We start from the raw sequence: 19,124 nt of genomic DNA on the forward strand, positions 1-19,124 counted from the left end.
TACCAACGGTAACTGGCAAAATGCCTGCAAATATGCAGGCAAATGCAAAGTGAAAGCCGGAAATCGGGCTGTTGTCGTGAAATACCTGCGCATATGCATCTTTTCTTCCCGGAAGGATAGACATCGAAGAAATAAGATGTATATCTGCAGGCTTTACGGCGCAGGAACAACGCGTGACTCGGCATTGGAGCAGGCGGGTGTGAGGCCGTGCCGATCTTGTTATAATCGAGCTATCGGACTTTTACTATGGATCATCGGAAAGAAGCTATGCGAAAATGCGAAGACTAAGCGAAAATCACCAGGCAGGCGCAAAGCTGTCGGACGTCAAGCTGTCCCGGGTCTTGCTGTTGTTCAAGCCGTATGTCGGCCAATTGACGTTTATCCTGCTGCTCTCTCTTGCGGCGACGCTGGCCGGGTTGGCGGCCCCGCTCGCGACCAAGGAACTCGTCGACCAGGCGATTCCGCAGAAGGACGCCGGCCTTCTGCTGCTATTCGCGGGCCTGATGGCTGCAAGTCCGCTCGCCAAAGGCGTCCTGAACGTCTGGCAGACTCATCTGAACAACAAAGTCGGCCAAAGCGTCATGCGGGATTTGAACGACCGGCTCTTCCGCAATTTGCAGCGGCAGTCGATGTCGTTCTTCACGAGATCCCGGACAGGCGAGATCGTCCAGCGCATCTCGGGCGACGTGCAGGCCGTACAGGGCGCCATCACGGGAACGATCGTCAACGCGATTACGCAGGCGGTCACCTTGATTGCGACCGTCGTCATCCTGCTTCGGCTCGATTGGCGGCTGGCGCTCGTGTCGATGATCGTCATCCCGGTGCTGCTGCTGCCCGCCAGACGAATCGGGGCATTGCGCAAGTCCCTCCGGCTGCGCGTGCAAACGCTGCGAGGCGAGATGTCTTCCCACCTCTCGGAGACGTTCGGCGTGTCGGGGGCGCTGCTGACCCGCATTTATGGCCGGGAGGAGGCCCAGGTCCGCAAGTTCGGCGAGATGAACGACACGGTGAAAAGCATGGAGCTGCGGCTCGGCCTCATCGGCCGATGGTACGGGATGGCGGCGGGCGTGTCCAATCCGGTGGCGACGGCGATCGTCTATTTGTACGGCGGCTGGCTCGTGATCCATGGCGGCTTGTCCATCGGTTCGGTTATCGCGTTTGCCGCGCTGACCGGTCGTATGTACGAGCCGGTGTCCGGCTTGCTCGGCATGCATCTAGATTTGTCTGCGGCGATGGGGATTTTCCAGCGCATCTTCGAATATCTCGATCTGGAGCCCGAGGTCGCGGATGCGCCGAATGCCGAGCCGCTCCGGCGCGGAGGCGGCCTGGTCGAATTCGACGGCGTATCGTTCGCGTATGCGTCGGGCGGAGCGGCCGTGCTGAAGGAGATCAAGCTGACTGCGCGGCCGGGGCAATTGCTCGCGTTGGTCGGACCGAGCGGCGCGGGCAAGACGACGCTGGCCGGACTTGTCGGCCGGCTGTACGATCCGACGCAGGGTTCCGTGCGAATCGACGGACGGGATATTCGCGGCGTAACGCTTGCGTCGCTGCGCGAGCAGATCGGTTACGTGACACAGGAGCCCTTTTTATTTTACGGCACGATCGCAGACAATCTTCGGTTTGCAAAAGAGGACGCAACAAAGGCGGAAATGGAATCGGCCTGCAGACAGGCCTATATCCACGACGTGATCGCAGGATTGCCGCAGGGCTACGACACGAAGGTGGGGGAGCGCGGCCACCGGCTCTCGGGCGGCGAACGCCAGCGGATCGCGATCGCGAGGGCGATTCTGAAAAATCCGCGCATTCTCGTGCTCGACGAAGCGACCTCGCATTTGGACTCGCGCTCTGAGGCGTACGTGCAGGAGGCGCTCGACAGCCTGATGGCCGGCCGCACGACGATCGCCATCGCGCATCGGCTTTCCACCGTTCGCGCTGCCGACGCCATCGCGGTTATGGACCGCGGACGCATCGTCGAGTTGGGCGCCCATGAGGAACTGCTGGCGCGGGACGGTCTCTATGCCAAGCTGTACCGTACGCAATTCGCGGAGACGCCGGCTGCGGAGTAGATGGATGCGAAGTGGACAGGTTAAGAGGCATGAGGGGAGCGGGATGAAGGAGAGGTCGGATACGAGGTAAGCGGGGCGAGATAGCCGGAAAAACCGGCTATCTCGGCACCCTCTCAGACAACCGGAGGCTCCATGCCGATGGCGGTCCACTCCTCGCGCGAAGGTCCGTACAAACCTGGCACGCGCAGGCCCGCCTGCCGCATGAGCACGGTCATCTGGCCGCGGTGATGCACCTCGTGCTGAATCACGGCGCGCAGCGTCAGGCCGTTCGGCCATTGCTCGCCGTACATGTCGCTCGACTGCGCCAGATTCGCGTCCGTCCACTGCCCGCGTACGGCCTCGGCGACCTCGCGCGCGGTCCGCGCGTATGCGGCCGCGATCTCCGCGGCCGACGCAGGCACGGCATGCTCGTCGCCAGGCGCCGGCAGCGAGAGTCCCGTGCGCACCAGCATTTCCTGCGGACTGCAGGTCAAATGCCAGGCGAGTCGGCCCAGCGTCCGGAAGCCATCGCCTACGCTCTGGGAGAGCGACGCATCGGTCAGCTCCTCCAGCAGCTGGCGCGTGCCGGCAGATACTGTGTCCCATTCCTGAATGAAATTCTCGATACTCGTGAACATGACGATCATCCTCTCTGCATTCATCCGCAGAGGCCTGTCAGTTAAGACGGCCGCTCCGTACCTTGCCCAGCCAGCTTATCACTGCACTCCTGACAACAGCGTGTCAGCGGCCGGGTAGAGCTGCAGCACTTCCTCGGCGCGCTCGCGGACGGCGGCGGCCAACTCGGGCGGCGATACGACGTAGGCGCTCGTGCCGAATCCGAGCAGCCACAGGTGCAGCCAAGGCTCGTCCGGCTGCGTCGCACGTACGAGCAGCGAGCCGTCGGGCAGATCCTCCATGCTCTGCGTGCCGTCGAGCGATCCGAAATAATCCTCCGCCCGCGTTCGCGCAACAGGCGCAAACCGAACGACGATGTCCTTGACGCGGGCGCATGCCCCGTTGGACATGCTGCTCCATGTGAGCGGCTGCGTCTCCGGCTCCTCCCGGCGCTCGAACGTCTCGTCCGTCCTTGCCAGATCTTTTAATCGCGACAGCCGAAACAACCGGAAGTCCTCCCGGACCAGACAATAACCGTATACATACCAGACCAGGCCCTTGAGCACCAGGCGTACCGGCTCGCAGCGTCGCTCCGAGCGCTCTCCGGCCATATCCGTGTAGGCGAACCGCACGATATGCCGGTCGCGGATCGCTTCCCGGAGCAGGGCGACCTTCGCCTTGTCCCGCGTGCCGCCGCTCCAGGGATTGATGTCGATGACCATTTGCTCCGAAGCGTCCGACAGGCGCTCTTGCTCCGTCCCCGACAGCATCGCGCCGACCTTGTCCAGCAGCCTGCCGATCTCCCGCTCCTCCAGCGTCGGCCTGATGCCCTTCAGCGCGATGACCATCGCCTGCAGCTCCTCGAGCGTTAGAAACTGTCGCTCCAGCCGGTATCGCTCCATAATCTCGTAGCCGCCGCCTTCGCCCGCGTACGAAACGATGGGGATGCCCGCCTGACAGAGCGTCTCCATATCGCGGTAAACGGTCCGAAGCGATACTTCGAACCGATCGGCCAGCTCCTTGGCGCCGATCCGCCGTCTTCCCAGCATCAACATCGTGATGGCCAGCAACCGGTCCAGCTTCATGCGATTATCTCTCCTTTGCGCCCTCCGCGGCGGGAAGATTTGGCTTGCCACGGGTCAGTCGATTGCCCGAGATCCTGCATCAAGGCATCTACGGTCCGAATACCCCCGGCGCCTTCCCGCGCGTCTGCCAGCTCCTCCAGAAACAAAGCCAACGGTCGACTCACGTAAGCATCCCTGCGCATGACGAAGTATGTCCGTATCCGGTTGTACGGCTCCGGCAGCGGGTGCACGCGCAGCGCGCCCTCCGCGGCGGCCTTGGCGACGACGCTGAGCGGTAGCAGCGAAATGCCGAGCCCGGCGGATACGCCGCCGATAATCGCCTCCAGCGTGCCGAATTCCATGATTCGGGGCTGCGACCAGGCGCGATCCTTGGTCCAGCGCTCCAGCACGGACCGGTAGTAGCAGCCGTCCGTAAACACGAGCATCGGGGCGCCTGCAAGGCCGTCCGTCTCCGTATCGTCCGCGGCGGACACCAGGACGATCTCTTCGTCGTACGCGGGCACGGCACTAATCTCGTCCTCCGGCCACGGTCCCGCCAGAAATCCGCCGTCCGCTTCATACCGCAGTACTTTTTCCAGCACGGAAGCCGAATGTCCCGTCGAGAGCGACAGCTCGACGTCAGGATACAAGCGGTGGTAGCCTGCGAGCAGCGCCGGAAGCCGCACGGCCGCGCAGCTCTGCGTGGAGGCGATCGCGAGCGGCCCGAGCGGTCCTTCCAGCGAAGATACGGCTTTGGCCGCCTCGTCCAACAGGCCGACGATTCGTCCTGCGTAGTCCAGCAGCAGTTTGCCGTCGGCGGTCAGCGTCATGCCCCGGTTGTGGCGATGGAACAAAGGCTTGCCCAGATCGGTCTCCAACTGGCGGATGCGCGCGGTCACGTTCGATTGCACATACCTGAGCTTGGCCGCGGCGGCCGTCACCGTTCCCTCGAGCGCCACCGCCCGAAACACGCGCAAGTCTCCGCTCTCCATTCCGTCATCCTCCTGTTGGCTATCACTCATTGTGATGGCGACCATGATTTATTTCTATTTTATTTGAATGCGAACGAAGAATACAATCATTTTTATCAAACGAATTCCCGAAGGAGAGAATACCCGATGAATCCTAAAGCCTACGCTGTGCTGATTCTCGTCACTACGCTAGCGATGGGACTTGCATTTCCGGTCGGACGGATCGGCCTGGACTACGCGCCGCCGTTCCTGCTGATGAGCGTACGATTCGTGATCGCGGGCCTGATCATGGCCGCGTTCACCGCGCGCCGTCCCAAGCCGAAGGGCTTTTCCTCCTGGCTGCGCATCGCGCTGATCGGCACGCTGGGCTCCGCAGGCGTCATGGGCTGCAGCTATTACAGCATGCGGTGGGTCACCTCGGGCGAATCGGCGATTCTGATCTTCGTGAATCCGCTGCTCGTCATTTTGTTCGGCGCGCTATTTATGAAGACCAAATACAGAATCCTGCAGTGGGCGGGCGTAGCGCTGGGCTTCGCCGGCGTCTTCTGCACGATGGGCGCGCATCTGTCGATGAATCCCGGCACGCTGATCTCGCTGTTCGGCGCCTGCTGCTTCGCGGCATCGTCGCTGCTGACCAAGCGATGGGGGCAAGCGTTCGACACTTGGGTGCTGAGCGGCTACCAGATGCTGTTCGGCGGCATCGTGCTTGGCCTCATGAGCGCGTTATTCGAGCATCCTCGCATTGCGTTCGGCAGCGGCTTTTATTTCTCGCTCGTCTGGCTCGTGCTCGTTAATTCAATCCTGCAGTTTTCGGGTTGGTCCTACCTGCTTCAGCGGGGCGATCCGGCCAAAACCAACGCTTTCCTGTTCCTCGCGCCGTTCTTCGGCGTCATCGGCGGGGCGGCGCTGCTCGGCGAGCCGCTCCATGCTTACGTGGCGGCGGGGGGCGCGATGATCTGCGCGGGCATCTTCCTTGTCAACTGGCGCGGCACGGCGTCCCGGAGCGTCCCGGCGACGGTCGAGCGGGCTTAAAGCCATAAACGCGTCGGCACTTGCATCGGTATGATATAATGGAGAGACTACGATTACAATTACCGGAGGTTGGTTGAAGTGCTGGATCGTCTGCAGGCACTGGCGGACCGATACGAGAAGCTGAGCGAGTTATTGTGCGACCCGGACGTGATGAACGATTCGGCCCGTCTGCGCGCGTATGCGAAGGAACAATCGGACCTGCAAGAGCCCTTTCAGGCTTACGTGGAATATAAGCAAGTGTCGGAGCAACTGACCGACGCCAAGGCGATGCTTGAGGAAAAGCTGGACGACGAGATGAAATCCATGGTCAAAATGGAGATCGAGGAGCTCGCCGCCCGCAAAGAGGAACTGGAGGAACTGGTGCGCGTCCTGCTGCTGCCCAAGGATCCCAACGACGACAAGAATGTGATCGTCGAGATCCGCGGCGCGGCCGGCGGCGAAGAGGCGAACTTGTTCGCCGCGGAGCTGTACCGGATGTACGCCAAGTACGCCGATAGCCAGGGCTGGCGCACGGAGCTGCTTGAAGCGAGCGTGAGCGACCTCGGCGGCTTCAAGGAAGTCATTTTCACCATCAACGGACAGGGCGCCTACAGCAAGATGAAGTTCGAGAGCGGCGCCCACCGCGTGCAGCGCGTGCCCGAGACCGAGTCCGGCGGCCGGATTCATACGTCGACCTCGACCGTCGTCGTCATGCCGGAGGCTGAAGAGCTGGACATCGAAATTCTGGACAAAGACATTCGGGTGGACACGTTCTGCTCGAGCGGCGCGGGCGGCCAGTCGGTCAATACGACCAAGTCCGCGGTGCGCGTGACGCATATCCCGACCGGCATCATCGCCACCTGTCAGGACGGCAAGTCCCAGAACGACAACAAGGCGAAGGCGCTTCAGGTGCTCCGTACCCGGATCATGGACATCAAGATCCAGGAAGAGACTGCCAAGTACGCGGGCGAACGTCGCGAGAAGGTCGGCACGGGCGACCGCAGCGAGCGCATCCGCACGTACAATTTTCCGCAAAGCCGCGTTACCGACCATCGCATCGGCCTGACGCTGCACAAGCTCGATTCCGTGCTGAACGGCGAGATGAACGACATCGTGCACGCGCTGTCGATCGCGGAGCAGGCAGAGCTGTTGGAGAAGGAAGGCATGGCTCAAAGCCATTGAAATGAACGAGCAGACATCTAGCCCTTACCAGGGCGGATGTCTTCTTTTTTGGATTCGCTTGTACGCCATTCGCTCCGATAACGCCGTTTGGAGTGCCGTTTCTCGCAGAGAGGAATTGGGTAGGAATTGGAAATGCCTACTCTTGGATACTCGGATCGCTCTTGAGGAGAGGTCGGGAGGGAAGGTCAATTCAGTATAGGTGCTAGGAGTGGATAGCATGTTCATTCGTGTAGCCCGCGGGGCGGCCGTGCTGCTTCTGGGAGGAGCGCTGCTCGTCGCGTGCGCGGACAAGGAAGAGGCTGCGGTCAATTCGCCGGCTGGCGGCGCCGCGGCCGAGGCGACGGACCAGTCGGATTCTACCCAACGTCCGTCGTACTTGCCCGGGGAGTTCCCGCTGCCCGACGATGCCGTTATTCGCACGTCCCATCAGGAAACGTCGGACGGCAAACGCTCGGTGTTGCTCATCTTTTCAACCAAGAAGAGCATGGAAGAAATCTCGGCCTTGTACAAGGAATACTTCAATGGCGAGCTGGGCGAGAATGCCGTTCAGACGATCGACGACAAAAACCTGATCATACAGGGGAATGGTAAAAGCGATAAAGAAGCGTGGTCGATGATCGGGGGTCCGCTGGCGGCCGAAGACGGCACCGTGGAGCTCACGTTGACTTGGGCGGAGCTGTAGCTTGCCGAAGTAGCTGGAGAAGAACCTAAAGGGCTCTTGCGTTTAACCGCGCAGGAGCCCTTTTTGTGGCGTTTTTGCTTAATCGGCGAGTTCGGCTTTTTGGAGACGCGATTCGTTTGACAGGCGTTCAAGCCTGGACGCCGTGTCGCCTTCGGGCGAGGGCATATTGACGATAACCGTCAAGTGAGGTGCATTCGACACGGTGAAGGCGGCTTGCTCGAAAACAAGCAGTCCGGCTGAAGGGTGATAATTGCGCTTGGTGCCCTCCGGCCCATTGAGCACGTCGTGAGTCGGCCACCACTCTCCGAATTCGGGGCTCGCGCGGGTCAGCTCTTCGATCATCGCGAGCCACCACGGATCGCCGGCAAATCTGGCGTAGCCCGCCCGAAACTGGGCCAACCGATGACGAGCATGCGGCTCCCAGCCTTCGCGAAGAAGCTCGCGTACGTATGGCGAGGTAAATGTCCGCCAGACGGTATTGCGTTCCCGCTGCGGCATAGCCTCGTAGTCACCGTAGATCAGGCAGGCAGGCCGGTTCCAGGCGACGACGTCCATCCGTTGATCGGTCGCGATAGCCGGACTGGGCTCCTGCAGCTCGAGAAAACGCCACAACGTCCGCGGCACGGCGCCGTCTTCCGGCTGCGGATCGGCCGGCAGCTGTCGCAGCGCGAGCAGGTATAGGTGTCTCCGCTCGGTCGCGTCGAGCCGCAGGGCTGCGGCGATGCTATCCAGCACCTGTGCGGACGCCTGAATATCGCGCGCCTGCTCCAGCCAGGTGTACCAATCCGCGCTGACGCCGGCCAGCAGCGCCACTTCCTCGCGTCGCAGTCCGGGCGTGCGCCGTCTGCCGCCGCCGGGCAACCCCACTTGCTCCGGAGTAAGTCTGGCTCGCCGAGTCTTTAAAAACAGCGCGAGTTCTCGCTGCCGCTGGCCGTTGGCAGTTTCCATGGCATGCTTCACTTCCTTTTCCGCGAGGCGCATGATCCGGGGAGCGCCGCTCCCCGGATAAACCCTCCGCTTACGCCTTCGTCAGCATCATTATAAACTGACCGGGATGCGGATGGCGACTGAAGCCACCGGACAAACGGGAGGGGACGAACAATGGAAACCGTCGCACGAACGGAGGTTTGGCGCGAGACCAAGCAAGGCCGCGCCGCGCTGCTGCTCGGTCTGTCGCTTGGCTATTTTATGGTGCTGATGGATACTACCGCGCTCGGCGTCGCGCTGCCGGCGATCCGCGCCGATCTGGGCGGAGGCTTGTCTGGCTTGCAGTGGGTGGTCAATGCGTACACGATTGTTTTCGCAGGCTTGCTGATGTCCATGGGCGCGCTGGCCGATCGGCTCGGCGCAAAGCGCGTCTATGCAGCGGGGCTGGGCATTTTTCTCGCCGCATCGGCGTTGTGCGCGGCTTCGCCTTCGCTCGGTACGCTTATCGGGTCTCGTGCCGTACTGGGCGCCGGCGGGGCGGCCTTGCTGCCTGCTTCGCTCGCACTGCTGGCCAAGTCATACCCGGAGCCGGTCGCGAGAGCGAGAGCGCTCGGCATCTGGGCGGCGACGACAGGGGCCGCGATGGCGGTCGGTCCCGTCGCCGGAGGCTTGCTCGCTGACGGCTTGGGCTGGAGAAGCATCTTCCTGATCAACGTGCCGCTCGCCGCCGTTAGTTTGATCGCGGTCGGCCGCCTTGCGGGCGCCGATGCGGGCGGCGGGCGGCGAGGCCTCGACCCGGCCGGACAAGCGACCTGCATCGCGGCGATCGCTTCGCTTGCCTACGCGCTGACCGAAGGGCAGACGCGCGGGTGGACTTCGCCGGTCGTGCTGGGGGCGTTCGGCTTGTTTCTGCTCGCGTCCGCGGGCTTTGCGATCGCGGAGTTCAAGGGCAAGGCGCCGCTCCTGCCGCTTCGCCTGCTCGCGGTGCCGACGGTATCGGCAGGCATGCTGTCGGGTCTGCTCGTCAATATCGGTTTGTCCGGCGTGCTGTTCGTGCTGCCGCTCTATTTCCAGCAGGTGCGGGGTTATCAGGCGCACGCGGCGGGCCTGGCGCTGCTGCCGATGACGATCCCGCTGGCATTCAATCCGATATTGACGGGGCGAATCGTCGGCCGCGTCGGCTCGAGACTGCCCATGACCTTCGGCTTCGCCTTATGCGCGGCCGGCATATTGATCATGGCGTCGGCGGCGAGGGAGCTCGGTTACGTCTATTATTTGGCCGGGCTGGTGCTGGTCGGCATGGGCACCTCTTTAGCCATACCGTCCCTGATGGCCGCCGTGATGGCCGCTTCGCCGCCCGAGTGGACGGGGGCGGCTTCCGGCGCCCTGAACGCTTCGCGCCAGCTCGGTGCCACGCTCGGCGTCGTGCTTATGGGCGCCTTCCTGCGGCATGCCGAGTCGACGGAAGCGGGCGTCCGACAAGGCTTTGTCGCGCTTGGGCTCGTCCTGGCGGCGGGTGCGGTCCTGGCTTGGTCGGGGATCGGGCGGGAGCGTCGGCGATAGGCGTGCTTGCGGGGCGACGCTTGGGCGTTAGGGGGGCGAATAACGGCAATCAGTGCCGCTGCTGCGGGCAAGTTGTCTGCCCCGTCCACCGGAAAGCGGAGATGCACGGAAAAACCGTGTAACTGCCGGGGAAACGCCGCCGGGAAGCGGAGATGCACGGAAAAACCGTGTAACTGCCGCGGAAGCGCCGCCGGGAAGCGGAGTTGCACGGAAAAACCGTGTAACTGACGCAGAAACCGCCGCCGGGTAGCGGAGTTGCACGGAAAAACCGTGTAATTTCTTGCGGATAAGCATAATAAGCACAAACTGACGCCGTTCTCGTCCAATAGAGCGGCATGTGGTACCATGGCGGTATATCGAAGTCCGGAATGCGCGGTATTTTCGGCAAAGGGAGGACGGCATGGATAGAGGACGAACTTACGGCGAAGCGTGGAAGGCCGGTGCCCGGCGGTTGGCGGAGGCCGGCATCGAGGATGCGGAGGCCGAGGCGGGTGCCGAGCTGCTGATCCTGCACACACTCGGGATCGGGAAGGGCGAGCTGCTGCGGGATTTGCGGGAGCCGTTTCCGGAGGCGAAGCGGGAGGCTTGGGAAACGATGCTGGCACGGCGGGCGGCGGGAGAGCCGGCGCAATACGTGACCGGCGAGCAATATTTTTACGGGCGGCGATTTGCCGTGACGCCGGCGGTGCTGATCCCGAGGCCCGAGACGGAGCTGCTGGCCGAAGCGGTGCTCGAGGGCGCGGCCAAGATCGCGGCGGCGCGCAAGGCGAAGCGAGGCGAAGGGCAGGCGGAGACAGCGCCAAGCGTCGCGCCGGAGACGGAGCTGTGCGTGCTGGACGTCGGCACGGGCAGCGGCGCGCTGGCGGTCACGCTGAAGCTGGAGCAACCCGGCTGGCAGGTGACGGCCAGCGATCTGTCGCCGGAAGCGCTCGAAGTGGCGGCGGGCAACGCGGCCGCGCTCGGCGCGAACGTTCGCTTCGTGCAAGGCGATCTGCTGGCGCCGTTTCTGGCAGGCGGCGCGCATGCGGGCGAGCGGATCGATATCCTCGTATCCAATCCGCCATACATCCCTTCGTCGGACCTGCCGGGCCTGCAGGCGGAAGTGCGGGAGCACGAGCCGCATCTTGCGCTGGACGGCGGGCCGGACGGGCTGGCTCCTTACCGCCGGATGGCGGAGCAACTGAGCGGGCTGGCGGAATTGCCGGCGATGGTCGCCTGGGAGGTCGGCATCCACCAGGCAGGGCAGGCGTCGTCGCTACTCCGCGATACGGCCGAGTGGGACGAGATCCGCATCGTACGTGATTACGCCGGCATCGACCGCCACGTGCTCGCGCTTCGTTTCTAAAATAACAAAATATAGATTGCTAGGTTTACAGATTCGAGAGAAGGACATAATGAGGACTAAGCCGTTCCGGAACGCATCGGCCGCACCGACGGGTGCGCACAAGGAGCGAGAACGATGCGTGGTCTTCGTCATTATGGTCCTTTTCTTTTTCTTCTTCTTATCGGTCTGTCGGGCTTTTCCACATTGGCAGTGAACCGCGCCTCGGCGGATGCCGAAGGCGACGATACGATACCGAACCAGGCGATCCGCATCCGGATCATCGCCAATTCGGACAGCGATCGCGATCAGGCGATCAAGCGCAAAGTGCAGGGCGACGTCTCCGCGTTAATTGAATCTTGGGGCGAAATGCCGGGGACGATCGAAGAAGCGCGTGCGCTCATCCGTTCGCGGCTGTCGGATGTCGAAGCGGCGGCCGACAAGTCGCTGAAGGGCTCCAAGGCCGGTTACGGCGAAAAAACGGAGCTTGCGGTCGTGGACTTTCCGGCGAAAACGTTCGAGGGAAAAACGTATCCGGCGGGGCAGTACGAGGCGCTCCGAATTACGCTCGGCAAGGGCGGCGGCGCCAACTGGTGGTGCGTGCTGTTCCCGCCGCTGTGCCTGGCCGCATCGGCCAAGGCGGACGATCAGGCGGCATCCGGCGAGAAGCAGTCTGCCAAGCAGACGGCAGCTGCGCAAAAGGACGATCAAAGCAACGCTGCAAAGATCAAAAAAGCGTCCGCGAACGCAGCGCAAGAGGACGGCGTCATCGCCGCGGCGGTGCCTGCGGAGAAGCCGAAGGCCGAGTTCTTCCTGATCGTGCTGCTCGAGAAGCTGTTCAGCTTTATCGCATCGTTGTTCTCTTGAGCGGATCGTTGTTCTCCCGAACGCTGTGATATAATCGTCCTAACTTGAAGGAACGCGAGGGACGGACATGCATACGAAGACGAAATATTGGACGCCGGCGGACGGGGATGCCGGCTTGAACGAAGCCGCCGCGGCGCTTGCCGCAGGCGGCGTCGTGGCGTTTCCGACCGAGACGGTGTACGGGCTCGGGGCGGACGCGCGCAGCGAAGCGGCCGCGGAGCGGATCTTTGCGGCCAAGGGGAGGCCTTCCGACAACCCGCTGATCGTGCATCTCGCGGACGCGGCGGACGCGGACGCGCTGGCCGCGGAGGTGTCGCCGCTGGAGCGGACGCTCATGGCCGCCTTCTGGCCAGGGCCGCTCACGCTGGTACTGCCCGTGCGTCCCGGGGCCGTAGCGGCCCGCGTCACCGCGGGGCTCGACACGGTCGCCGTGCGCGTGCCGGCGCACGAGACCGCCCGGCGGCTGATCGCGGCCGCCGGCTGCCCGGTCGCGGCGCCCAGCGCGAACCGCTCGGGACGGCCGAGCCCGACCCTCGCGAGCCATGTGCGCGACGATCTCGACGGGCGCATCGACGGCGTGCTCGACGGCGGCCCGACCGGCGTCGGCGTGGAGTCGACCGTCGTCCGCGCGCTCGGCGGCGACGTGCATATCCTGCGGCCGGGCGGCGTGACGGCCGAGCAGCTGCGCGAGGCCGCGGGCGGCGCGGCGCGCATCGTGGTCTCGGGCGCGGAGGTTGCGGCGGGCGGGAGCGATGGCGACGCAGCCGCCGGTTCCACGGGCGCCGCGAGCGCGATTGAAGCCGCCGGAGCCGATGCGGCGGCGGTTGATGCGGCGGGCGCGCCGCGCTCGCCCGGCGTGAAGTACGCCCATTACGCCCCGCAGGGCGTAATGGCGATCGCCTCCGGCGCGCCGGAGGCCGTGCGCGCCGCGGTGCAGGCCGCCGTCGACGCGGCGCGGCGGCGGGGCGAGCCTGCCGGCGTGCTGTGCTGCGACGAGCACGCCGGGTCTTATAGCGCGGACGCCGTCATCGCGCTGGGCCCGCGCGCGGCGCCGGCGGCGGCCGCGCAGGCGCTGTACGCGGCGCTGCGCGAGTGCGACGCGCGCGGCCTGCGGTTTATCGCGGCCGAAGCCTTCCCGGAGGAAGGCATCGGGGCCGCGCTCATGAACCGCATGCGCAAGGCGGCCGGCGGCCGCGCGCTGCCGGTCTGACAGGCGCTGCCTATCGGGCGCCATAAAGGCTTCCAGGCTCGCCGCTAGACGCGCGCCTGCCGGCTCCCGCTCGCAGCTCCGCTCCCCGCGTATGCTCGTACCGGGCTCTCGGTTTCGACACGCCTCCGCTCTCCTTCTGGCGCAAACCGTTTCATCTGCCTTCGTCGGGTCATGTTCGCCGTCTTGTCCGCATATGCTCCCTATATCGGGCTAGCTGGACAAGGGGGCTAAAGCATGGAATGGTCTGCGGCGGCAGGGCATTTGATTACGATCGGCATTATGGCGGTCGCGCTCGGGATGGATGCCTTCTCGCTCGGCATCGGGATCGGGCTGAAGGGAATCCGGAAATTGGACGTGCTCAAGCTGAGCGCCTTGATCGCTTTGTTTCACGTACTGATGCCGCTTGGCGGCATGCTGACCGGCCACTATGTGAGCGAACTGCTTGGCGGCGTCGCTACGTCGGCGGCGGGCGCGCTTTTGATCCTTCTCGGCGGGCATATGGTGTACAGCGCGATCCGCGGAGATTCGGTCTCGTCGTTTAACCATCGGACGTTTTGGGGAATGCTCGTTTTCGCGCTCAGCGTGAGCATCGATGCCTTTTCGGTCGGCGTCTCTCTGGGGATGTTCTCGGCGCATATGATGTTCACGGTGCTCATGTTCGGATTCGTGGGCGGCGCCATGAGCGTGCTGGGGCTGCTGCTCGGGACGCGGGTAAGCCAGTCGCTGGGCGGCTACGGAGAAGCGTTCGGCGGGGTGATTTTGTTTGCATTCGGCCTGCTGTTTCTGATATAACTAGTTCACTATAAAGTGACGGGGTGACGGTCCGTCCGAACGAGGAGGCCAGGATCATGCGGCGTATATTGATGGTGTGCACCGGGAATACATGCCGGAGTCCGATGGCCGAAGCCCTGCTGCGCGACTGGGCGAGACGGACGGGAACCGAGCTGGAAGTGCGATCCGCAGGGGTGGCTGCCCAGTCGGGCATGCCGATCTCCGCGAACGCGGCGGAGACGCTAAGGCGCAGCCATGTCGCGCTGCCCGGTTCTTCGACGAGGCTCGACCGGGGAGACGTGGAGTGGGCGGAGCTCATCCTGACGATGACCGCTTCTCACAAGCGCGCGATCGCGGAACGGTATCCGCACGCGGCTTCCAAGACCTATACTTTGAAGGAATACGCGCGCCAGAGCGAGGCGCTGCTGCCGGATTTGCAGGAGATGGACCGTCTCCATGCTGAATTTCAGATGGCGCTGGCGCTCGGCAAGCCGTTTCCCGAACAGGACAGGCGGCGCCTGACCGAGCTGTCGCGGCGCGCGCCCGATCTTGACATCGCGGATCCGTACGGCGGGCCGCTTGCGGTATACGAGGCTTGCGCGCGGGAGATTCGCGAGGCGATCGAGCGGGCCTTTGGCGCTGGGCAAGCTGCGGAATAAAGGATGGATGGGATAGGGCGGCATGCTTGCACATCCTTGTCGAACGGCAAAGCGCCGCTTGCTCCGGCTGTGGAGCGGGCGGCGCTATTTTAATGCGAATCCCGCAGCTTGGCGACCTCTTCCTGCGGCAGATCGAGCAGGTCGGCGATCTGTCCGGGCGTAAAGCCTTTGGCCAGCAGCTTGCGCACGCTCTCGGCGCGGCCGGCTTCTATGCCTTTTTCTTTTCCCTTTTCCAGACCTTCCACGAGACCTTCTTCATAACCCCAGCGCTTCCATGCAGGCATCAATTCCATTACGCGTTCGGCCTCCTCCGGGTTGCGAGCCTGCAGCTCGCGCGATATTGACGCAACGCCCGGCTTCCATCAAATCTCTTCGTTCCATTCCGGACCCCTGTCCTCGTAATTCTCCGCCTCGGCCATCCCGTCCGCCATTTCGTACTGCTCCTCGTTCGCGGCACTCTGAATGTCCTCCGAGCTGACGGATAGATAGAGGTAACCGTCCTCGCGGTTTTTGCGCAGCGCCTTTTCCTTCATAAACTTCGGGCTGGCATCCCCGGCTTCCTCATCGTAAACGAGAATGATGCCTTCCGTTTTGCGGAGGAGCAAATCGTCGCGCGCGGCGAACTGCCACGGTCCATTGTAAGGCTGCTTGCTCACGGCACCGTAAAAGTCTACATCCTTCAGGATGCCGCGGTAATATTCCTGCTTGTCCTCGCTCCACTTTTCCTCCTGGCCCTCGAAGGCCGTCAGGATCGACAGCCGCAGCTGCGGATACTCCTTTTTCAGCGCGATGACCGATTCGCAAGCCCACAGATCGACGCCGTATTGGCCGGGCGTGATGACCCATTCGAGACCCTCTTCGACTAACGGGATTAGCTTGGATTCGATTGCCTTGCGTATAAAAGGAATGCCCTTGTGTTTTTGTCCGAAAATGCCGAGCTCGTGCGCCCGGTATCCGGTAATCAACAGATTGTTCATGCGAGCTCCTTACTGAACCGTCATAAGCATTGATAACGTTGATTATAGTCTATTTTCGATTGACTTCGGCATTTTCCTTCGCTATGATGTAGCTACAAGTTGCAGTTCCGGTGTAACTGGCGACACAAGTGGGATTAACCACAGTGGAGCACCGGAATGTCGGCCGGTCGCCTGGGCAGAGAGCAGCGTGCTTTAAGCATGCGTGCTCTTTTTCGTCTTTTTTCGGCAAATTCGGTATAATACAACTGACAATCAAGGGAGGTAGGTACAGTCATGATCATCGCCATCGGCGCCGACCACGCGGGCTATCGTCTCAAGGACGTCATCGTCCCGTTCCTGGAAGCGCAGGGTCACCAGATTATCGATCTCGGATGCCATTGCGGGGATTCGGTGGATTATCCGGATTATGCCGTGCCCGTATGCGGCAAGGTCGTCAGCGGGGAAGCGGACAGAGGCATTCTGATCTGCGGCACCGGGATCGGCATGTCGATCGCGGCGAACAAGACGCCGGGTATCCGCTGCGCGCTCGTGCACGATTTGTTCTCGGCCAAGGCCACGCGCGAGCACAACGACACCAATGTACTGGCGATGGGCGAGCGCGTCGTCGGACCGGGCGTAGCCGAGGAGATCGTGCGCGTCTGGCTGGACACGCCCTTCTCCGAAGGGCCTCGCCATGTCGGACGCCTGAACAAGGTCAAGGCCCTTGAAGAGCAGCAGGCACTCCACCCTTGAACGGAAGCGGAGGCGCATAGCGAATGACTGACCGTAACCAAGCTTTGCCCGTCTCGGGGCAAGTCGAGCAAGCGTTGGCTGAACTGGCCGAAGCGGCTGCGCTGGGCGCCGGACAGATCGTCGTGCTGGGCGTCAGCACGAGCGAGGTGCAAGGACGCCGCATCGGCACGTCCGGAGCGCCGGCCGTCGCCCGGGAGATCTACGAAGGGGTGCGGCGCGTCCGCGAGCGGCAGGGGTTCGAGACGGTATGGCAATGCTGCGAGCACCTGAACCGCGCGCTCGTGACCGAGCGAAGCTTGGCCCTGGCCCGGGGCTGGACGATCGTATCGGCCGTGCCCGTGCCCAAGGCCGGCGGCTCCATGGCCGCTTACGCTTTCAGTCAGTTGGCGGATCCATGCCTCGTCGAGGCGGTAGCCGTCGATGCGGGCCTGGATATCGGGGAAACGCTGATCGGCATGCACCTGCGCCCGGTTGCCGTGCCGGTAAGGCCATCCGGCCGCTGGATCGGGGAAGCGCGGGTGACGATGGCATACGCGCGGCCCAAGCTGATCGGCGGCGAGCGCGCGGTATACGCAAAGACAAGCCGGGAGGCGCCGCCTTCCGGCACGTGCGACTGAGCAGCCGCCGCTCGGCCGGCGACAGCCTCGGCAGCCGGACCGCTCGGCCGTCGGACATGCGGAAGACGGGAATCGCTCGATTAATCCCAATTAACCTCTATTAACCCTGAGCTAAGCAGCTATCAGGCGCGCAAGACGCCGATTCGTCCCGCCCGATCGGAAATAACTGCAAATATGCAGCTTATGTAGCGGGATGACGGCCAGATAAGCCGGATAGCTGCAAATGTACAGTTAAATCGCTTCAGCCGTAAACAAAACAACCGAAGGCTGAGAAATACCTGCGTTTAGGCAGCTATCCCCTCGTCGTCGGCGAACATAAATGAAATGAACTGCAAAATTGCAGTTATTCTCGTCGTCGCTTTTAAATCAACTTTCCATAACCTTGAGGAGGACCACCCATGACCGCCAATCTGCGCAAGCAAGATCCCGAGATCGTCAAAGCCCTTAACCTCGAGCTCGGCCGCCAACGCGACAACCTCGAGCTGATCGCATCCGAAAACATCGTTAGCGAAGCCGTCCTTGAAGCGATGGGCACCGTTCTGACCAACAAATATGCAGAAGGCTACCCGGGCAAGCGGTTCTACGGCGGCTGCGAGTACGTCGACATTCCCGAAGAGATCGCCCGCAACCGCGCCAAGGAACTGTTCGGCGCCGACCATGCCAACGTGCAGCCGCACTCCGGCGCGCAGGCGAACCTCGCCGTCTACCTGGCGACGCTGCAACCGGGCGACACCGTGCTCGGCATGAACCTCGCGCACGGCGGACACCTGACGCACGGCAGCCCGGTCAACGCTTCCGGCCTGCTGTATAACTTCGTCGCTTACGGCGTCGACGAGCAGACGTTCACGATCAACTACGACGAAGTCCGCAAAGCCGCGTTCAAGCACCGTCCGCGCATGATCGTCGCCGGCGCAAGCGCGTATCCGCGCATCATCGACTTCGAAGTGCTCGGCCAGATCGCTCGCGACGTGGGCGCGCTGTTCATGGTCGACATGGCGCATATCGCCGGTCTCGTGGCTGGCGGCCAGCACCCGAGCCCGGTGCCGCACGCGCACTTCGTTACGACGACGACGCACAAGACGCTGCGCGGACCGCGCGGCGGCTTGATCCTGTGCACCAAGCCTTGGGCCGCGGCGATCGACAAGGCGGTATTCCCCGGCACGCAGGGCGGCCCGCTCATGCACACGATCGCGGCCAAAGCCGTTGCGCTCGGCGAAGCATTGCAGCCGTCCTTCAAGGACTACGCGGCTAACGTCGTGACCAACGCCAAGGCGCTTGCCGAGACGCTGACCGCAGAGGGCATCAACCTCGTCTCCGGCGGCACGGACAACCACTTGATGCTCGTAGACACCCGCAGCCTGAACATCACGGGCAAGGATGCCGAGCACCTGCTCGACTCCGTGGGCATCACCGTCAACAAGAACGCGATTCCGTTCGATCCGACGAGCCCGTTCATCACGAGCGGCATCCGTATCGGCACGCCGGCCGTTACTTCGCGCGGCATGGACGCCGCGGCGATGAAGAAGGTCGGCCAGGCCATCGCCATCACGCTGAAGAACGCCAAGGACGAGACCAAGCTTGAAGAAGCGCGCAAGCTGGTGCGAGAGCTCTCCTCGCAATATCCGCTGTATCAAGGTCTTGAATACTAAGACCAGGCTCGCCGGCGTATCCTAAAAACAGGTACAGGCGCCCAATTTTGACCTTTCGAGGCCGAATCGGGCGCCATTTGTTTGACGATTCGGGACATTCGGTATAAACTAAGTGTACGCTTAATTCCCGGTATCGGCCGGGAAACGGGGGAACCAAGTCTTTATGGGGCGAATTGAAGCCATTGCAGGCTTCATAGGGTACCATCTTACCCGAGTCCGTCAGCTAACCTCGTAGGCAGTGGATGGGTCACATCTAATTTA

The 19,124-nt window shown here is 62.9% G+C and carries 19 protein-coding genes and 2 riboswitches; of the genes, 13 read left to right on the forward strand and 6 right to left on the reverse strand.

Features of this window, described 5'->3' with window-relative positions; translation table 11 throughout:
• The first annotated feature begins 275 nt into the window (after positions 1 to 275).
• Positions 276 to 2,066: an ABC transporter ATP-binding protein gene (locus ACFOTD_RS10720; RefSeq protein WP_378118475.1), complete on the forward strand. Its 1,791-nt coding sequence runs from the start codon at positions 276 to 278 to the stop codon at positions 2,064 to 2,066.
• A 113-nt stretch (positions 2,067 to 2,179) separates the two neighbouring features.
• Here ACFOTD_RS10720 and ACFOTD_RS10725 read toward each other — a convergent pair whose 3' ends face one another.
• The 3 genes from ACFOTD_RS10725 to ACFOTD_RS10735 form a co-directional block, all read right to left on the reverse strand.
• Entirely contained in the window at positions 2,180 to 2,683 is a 504-nt protein-coding gene (locus ACFOTD_RS10725; protein WP_378118477.1) for a DinB family protein, read from the reverse strand.
• Between the two features lie 78 nt (positions 2,684 to 2,761).
• Positions 2,762 to 3,745 (reverse strand): helix-turn-helix transcriptional regulator, encoded by a 984-nt coding sequence (locus tag ACFOTD_RS10730; protein WP_378118479.1) that lies wholly within the window; start codon positions 3,743 to 3,745, stop codon positions 2,762 to 2,764.
• Positions 3,742 to 4,716: a LysR family transcriptional regulator gene (locus ACFOTD_RS10735; protein ID WP_378118481.1), complete on the reverse strand. Its 975-nt coding sequence runs from the start codon at positions 4,714 to 4,716 to the stop codon at positions 3,742 to 3,744. Before ACFOTD_RS10735 ends, ACFOTD_RS10730 begins: the two co-directional genes overlap by 4 nt.
• Positions 4,717 to 4,842: 126 nt before the next feature.
• Between ACFOTD_RS10735 and ACFOTD_RS10740 the strand changes: the two genes are divergently transcribed.
• The 3 genes from ACFOTD_RS10740 to ACFOTD_RS10750 all read left to right on the forward strand — a co-directional run bounded on the left by ACFOTD_RS10740 (position 4,843) and on the right by ACFOTD_RS10750 (position 7,570).
• A complete protein-coding gene (locus tag ACFOTD_RS10740) occupies positions 4,843 to 5,727 on the forward strand; it encodes a DMT family transporter (RefSeq protein WP_378118483.1) in 885 nt (294 codons plus the stop codon).
• 78 nt (positions 5,728 to 5,805) lie between these two features.
• Positions 5,806 to 6,888 carry a peptide chain release factor 1 gene (gene prfA / locus ACFOTD_RS10745; RefSeq protein ID WP_378118485.1) on the forward strand — a complete coding sequence of 361 codons (1,083 nt, stop codon included), beginning with the start codon at positions 5,806 to 5,808 and terminating at the stop codon, positions 6,886 to 6,888.
• Between the two features lie 217 nt (positions 6,889 to 7,105).
• The gene (locus ACFOTD_RS10750) at positions 7,106 to 7,570 is read left to right on the forward strand and encodes a hypothetical protein (protein ID WP_378118487.1); all 465 of its coding nucleotides are present in this window, start codon (positions 7,106 to 7,108) and stop codon (positions 7,568 to 7,570) included.
• Positions 7,571 to 7,648: 78 nt separating this feature from the next.
• Here the strand turns inward: ACFOTD_RS10750 and ACFOTD_RS10755 are convergent, their stop codons facing one another.
• A complete protein-coding gene (locus tag ACFOTD_RS10755; protein WP_378118489.1) occupies positions 7,649 to 8,518 on the reverse strand; it encodes a helix-turn-helix transcriptional regulator in 870 nt (289 codons plus the stop codon).
• 153 nt (positions 8,519 to 8,671) lie between these two features.
• On the opposite strand from ACFOTD_RS10755, the gene ACFOTD_RS10760 reads away from it, so the two are divergent.
• The 6 genes from ACFOTD_RS10760 (at position 8,672) to ACFOTD_RS10785 (ending at position 14,888) form a co-directional block, all read left to right on the forward strand.
• Complete coding sequence (locus ACFOTD_RS10760) at positions 8,672 to 10,060, forward strand: MFS transporter (RefSeq protein ID WP_378118491.1); 1,389 nt, start codon at positions 8,672 to 8,674, stop codon at positions 10,058 to 10,060.
• A gap of 400 nt (positions 10,061 to 10,460) precedes the next feature.
• Positions 10,461 to 11,405 (forward strand): peptide chain release factor N(5)-glutamine methyltransferase, encoded by a 945-nt coding sequence (gene prmC / locus ACFOTD_RS10765; protein ID WP_378118493.1) that lies wholly within the window; start codon positions 10,461 to 10,463, stop codon positions 11,403 to 11,405.
• A gap of 114 nt (positions 11,406 to 11,519) precedes the next feature.
• Positions 11,520 to 12,248, forward strand: coding sequence for a stage II sporulation protein R (locus ACFOTD_RS10770; protein WP_378118495.1), 729 nt, complete (start codon positions 11,520 to 11,522; stop codon positions 12,246 to 12,248).
• Between the two features lie 67 nt (positions 12,249 to 12,315).
• A complete protein-coding gene (locus ACFOTD_RS10775; RefSeq protein ID WP_378118497.1) occupies positions 12,316 to 13,458 on the forward strand; it encodes an L-threonylcarbamoyladenylate synthase in 1,143 nt (380 codons plus the stop codon).
• A 234-nt stretch (positions 13,459 to 13,692) separates the two neighbouring features.
• Positions 13,693 to 14,250: a manganese efflux pump MntP gene (locus ACFOTD_RS10780; protein WP_378118499.1), complete on the forward strand. Its 558-nt coding sequence runs from the start codon at positions 13,693 to 13,695 to the stop codon at positions 14,248 to 14,250.
• Positions 14,251 to 14,306: 56 nt separating this feature from the next.
• Positions 14,307 to 14,888 (forward strand): low molecular weight protein arginine phosphatase, encoded by a 582-nt coding sequence (locus tag ACFOTD_RS10785; protein WP_378118501.1) that lies wholly within the window; start codon positions 14,307 to 14,309, stop codon positions 14,886 to 14,888.
• 89 nt (positions 14,889 to 14,977) lie between these two features.
• Here the strand turns inward: ACFOTD_RS10785 and ACFOTD_RS10790 are convergent, their stop codons facing one another.
• Both ACFOTD_RS10790 and ACFOTD_RS10795 read right to left on the reverse strand, forming a co-directional pair.
• Positions 14,978 to 15,181 (reverse strand): hypothetical protein, encoded by a 204-nt coding sequence (locus ACFOTD_RS10790; RefSeq protein WP_378118503.1) that lies wholly within the window; start codon positions 15,179 to 15,181, stop codon positions 14,978 to 14,980.
• 69 nt (positions 15,182 to 15,250) lie between these two features.
• Complete coding sequence (locus tag ACFOTD_RS10795) at positions 15,251 to 15,865, reverse strand: SLOG family protein (RefSeq protein ID WP_378118505.1); 615 nt, start codon at positions 15,863 to 15,865, stop codon at positions 15,251 to 15,253.
• Positions 15,866 to 15,967: 102 nt separating this feature from the next.
• A riboswitch (ZMP/ZTP riboswitch) is annotated at positions 15,968 to 16,049 on the forward strand.
• A gap of 89 nt (positions 16,050 to 16,138) precedes the next feature.
• On the opposite strand from ACFOTD_RS10795, the gene rpiB reads away from it, so the two are divergent.
• From rpiB to ACFOTD_RS10810, 3 genes are all read left to right on the forward strand, one after another.
• On the forward strand, positions 16,139 to 16,597 hold the full coding sequence (rpiB, locus tag ACFOTD_RS10800; protein ID WP_378118507.1) for a ribose 5-phosphate isomerase B: 459 nt from the start codon (positions 16,139 to 16,141) through the stop codon (positions 16,595 to 16,597).
• A 23-nt stretch (positions 16,598 to 16,620) separates the two neighbouring features.
• Positions 16,621 to 17,214, forward strand: coding sequence for a TIGR01440 family protein (locus tag ACFOTD_RS10805; protein WP_378118509.1), 594 nt, complete (start codon positions 16,621 to 16,623; stop codon positions 17,212 to 17,214).
• A 398-nt stretch (positions 17,215 to 17,612) separates the two neighbouring features.
• Positions 17,613 to 18,863 carry a serine hydroxymethyltransferase gene (locus tag ACFOTD_RS10810; RefSeq protein WP_378118510.1) on the forward strand — a complete coding sequence of 417 codons (1,251 nt, stop codon included), beginning with the start codon at positions 17,613 to 17,615 and terminating at the stop codon, positions 18,861 to 18,863.
• Positions 18,864 to 18,970: 107 nt separating this feature from the next.
• Positions 18,971 to 19,116, forward strand: a riboswitch (cyclic di-AMP (ydaO/yuaA leader).
• The last annotated feature ends 8 nt before the right edge of the window (positions 19,117 to 19,124 follow it).

The sequence above is a fragment of the Cohnella sp. GCM10012308 genome, assembly GCF_042649185.1.
Taxonomy (GTDB): Bacteria; Bacillota; Bacilli; order Paenibacillales; family Paenibacillaceae; genus Cohnella.

Coding starts and splice junctions, on each gene's coding strand:
- prmC (WP_378118493.1), top strand. CDS start 10,461: ATGGATAGAGGACGAACTTACGGCGAAGCGTGGAAGGCCGGTGCCCGG.
- ACFOTD_RS10770 (WP_378118495.1), top strand. CDS start 11,520: ATGCGTGGTCTTCGTCATTATGGTCCTTTTCTTTTTCTTCTTCTTATC.
- ACFOTD_RS10720 (WP_378118475.1), top strand. CDS start 276: ATGCGAAGACTAAGCGAAAATCACCAGGCAGGCGCAAAGCTGTCGGAC.
- ACFOTD_RS10810 (WP_378118510.1), top strand. CDS start 17,613: ATGACCGCCAATCTGCGCAAGCAAGATCCCGAGATCGTCAAAGCCCTT.
- ACFOTD_RS10775 (WP_378118497.1), top strand. CDS start 12,316: ATGCATACGAAGACGAAATATTGGACGCCGGCGGACGGGGATGCCGGC.
- ACFOTD_RS10795 (WP_378118505.1), bottom strand. CDS start 15,865: ATGAACAATCTGTTGATTACCGGATACCGGGCGCACGAGCTCGGCATT.
- ACFOTD_RS10755 (WP_378118489.1), bottom strand. CDS start 8,518: ATGGAAACTGCCAACGGCCAGCGGCAGCGAGAACTCGCGCTGTTTTTA.
- ACFOTD_RS10725 (WP_378118477.1), bottom strand. CDS start 2,683: ATGTTCACGAGTATCGAGAATTTCATTCAGGAATGGGACACAGTATCT.
- ACFOTD_RS10785 (WP_378118501.1), top strand. CDS start 14,307: ATGCGGCGTATATTGATGGTGTGCACCGGGAATACATGCCGGAGTCCG.
- rpiB (WP_378118507.1), top strand. CDS start 16,139: ATGATCATCGCCATCGGCGCCGACCACGCGGGCTATCGTCTCAAGGAC.
- ACFOTD_RS10790 (WP_378118503.1), bottom strand. CDS start 15,181: ATGGAATTGATGCCTGCATGGAAGCGCTGGGGTTATGAAGAAGGTCTC.
- ACFOTD_RS10735 (WP_378118481.1), bottom strand. CDS start 4,716: ATGGAGAGCGGAGACTTGCGCGTGTTTCGGGCGGTGGCGCTCGAGGGA.
- ACFOTD_RS10750 (WP_378118487.1), top strand. CDS start 7,106: ATGTTCATTCGTGTAGCCCGCGGGGCGGCCGTGCTGCTTCTGGGAGGA.
- ACFOTD_RS10740 (WP_378118483.1), top strand. CDS start 4,843: ATGAATCCTAAAGCCTACGCTGTGCTGATTCTCGTCACTACGCTAGCG.
- ACFOTD_RS10760 (WP_378118491.1), top strand. CDS start 8,672: ATGGAAACCGTCGCACGAACGGAGGTTTGGCGCGAGACCAAGCAAGGC.
- ACFOTD_RS10780 (WP_378118499.1), top strand. CDS start 13,693: ATGGAATGGTCTGCGGCGGCAGGGCATTTGATTACGATCGGCATTATG.
- ACFOTD_RS10805 (WP_378118509.1), top strand. CDS start 16,621: ATGACTGACCGTAACCAAGCTTTGCCCGTCTCGGGGCAAGTCGAGCAA.
- ACFOTD_RS10730 (WP_378118479.1), bottom strand. CDS start 3,745: ATGAAGCTGGACCGGTTGCTGGCCATCACGATGTTGATGCTGGGAAGA.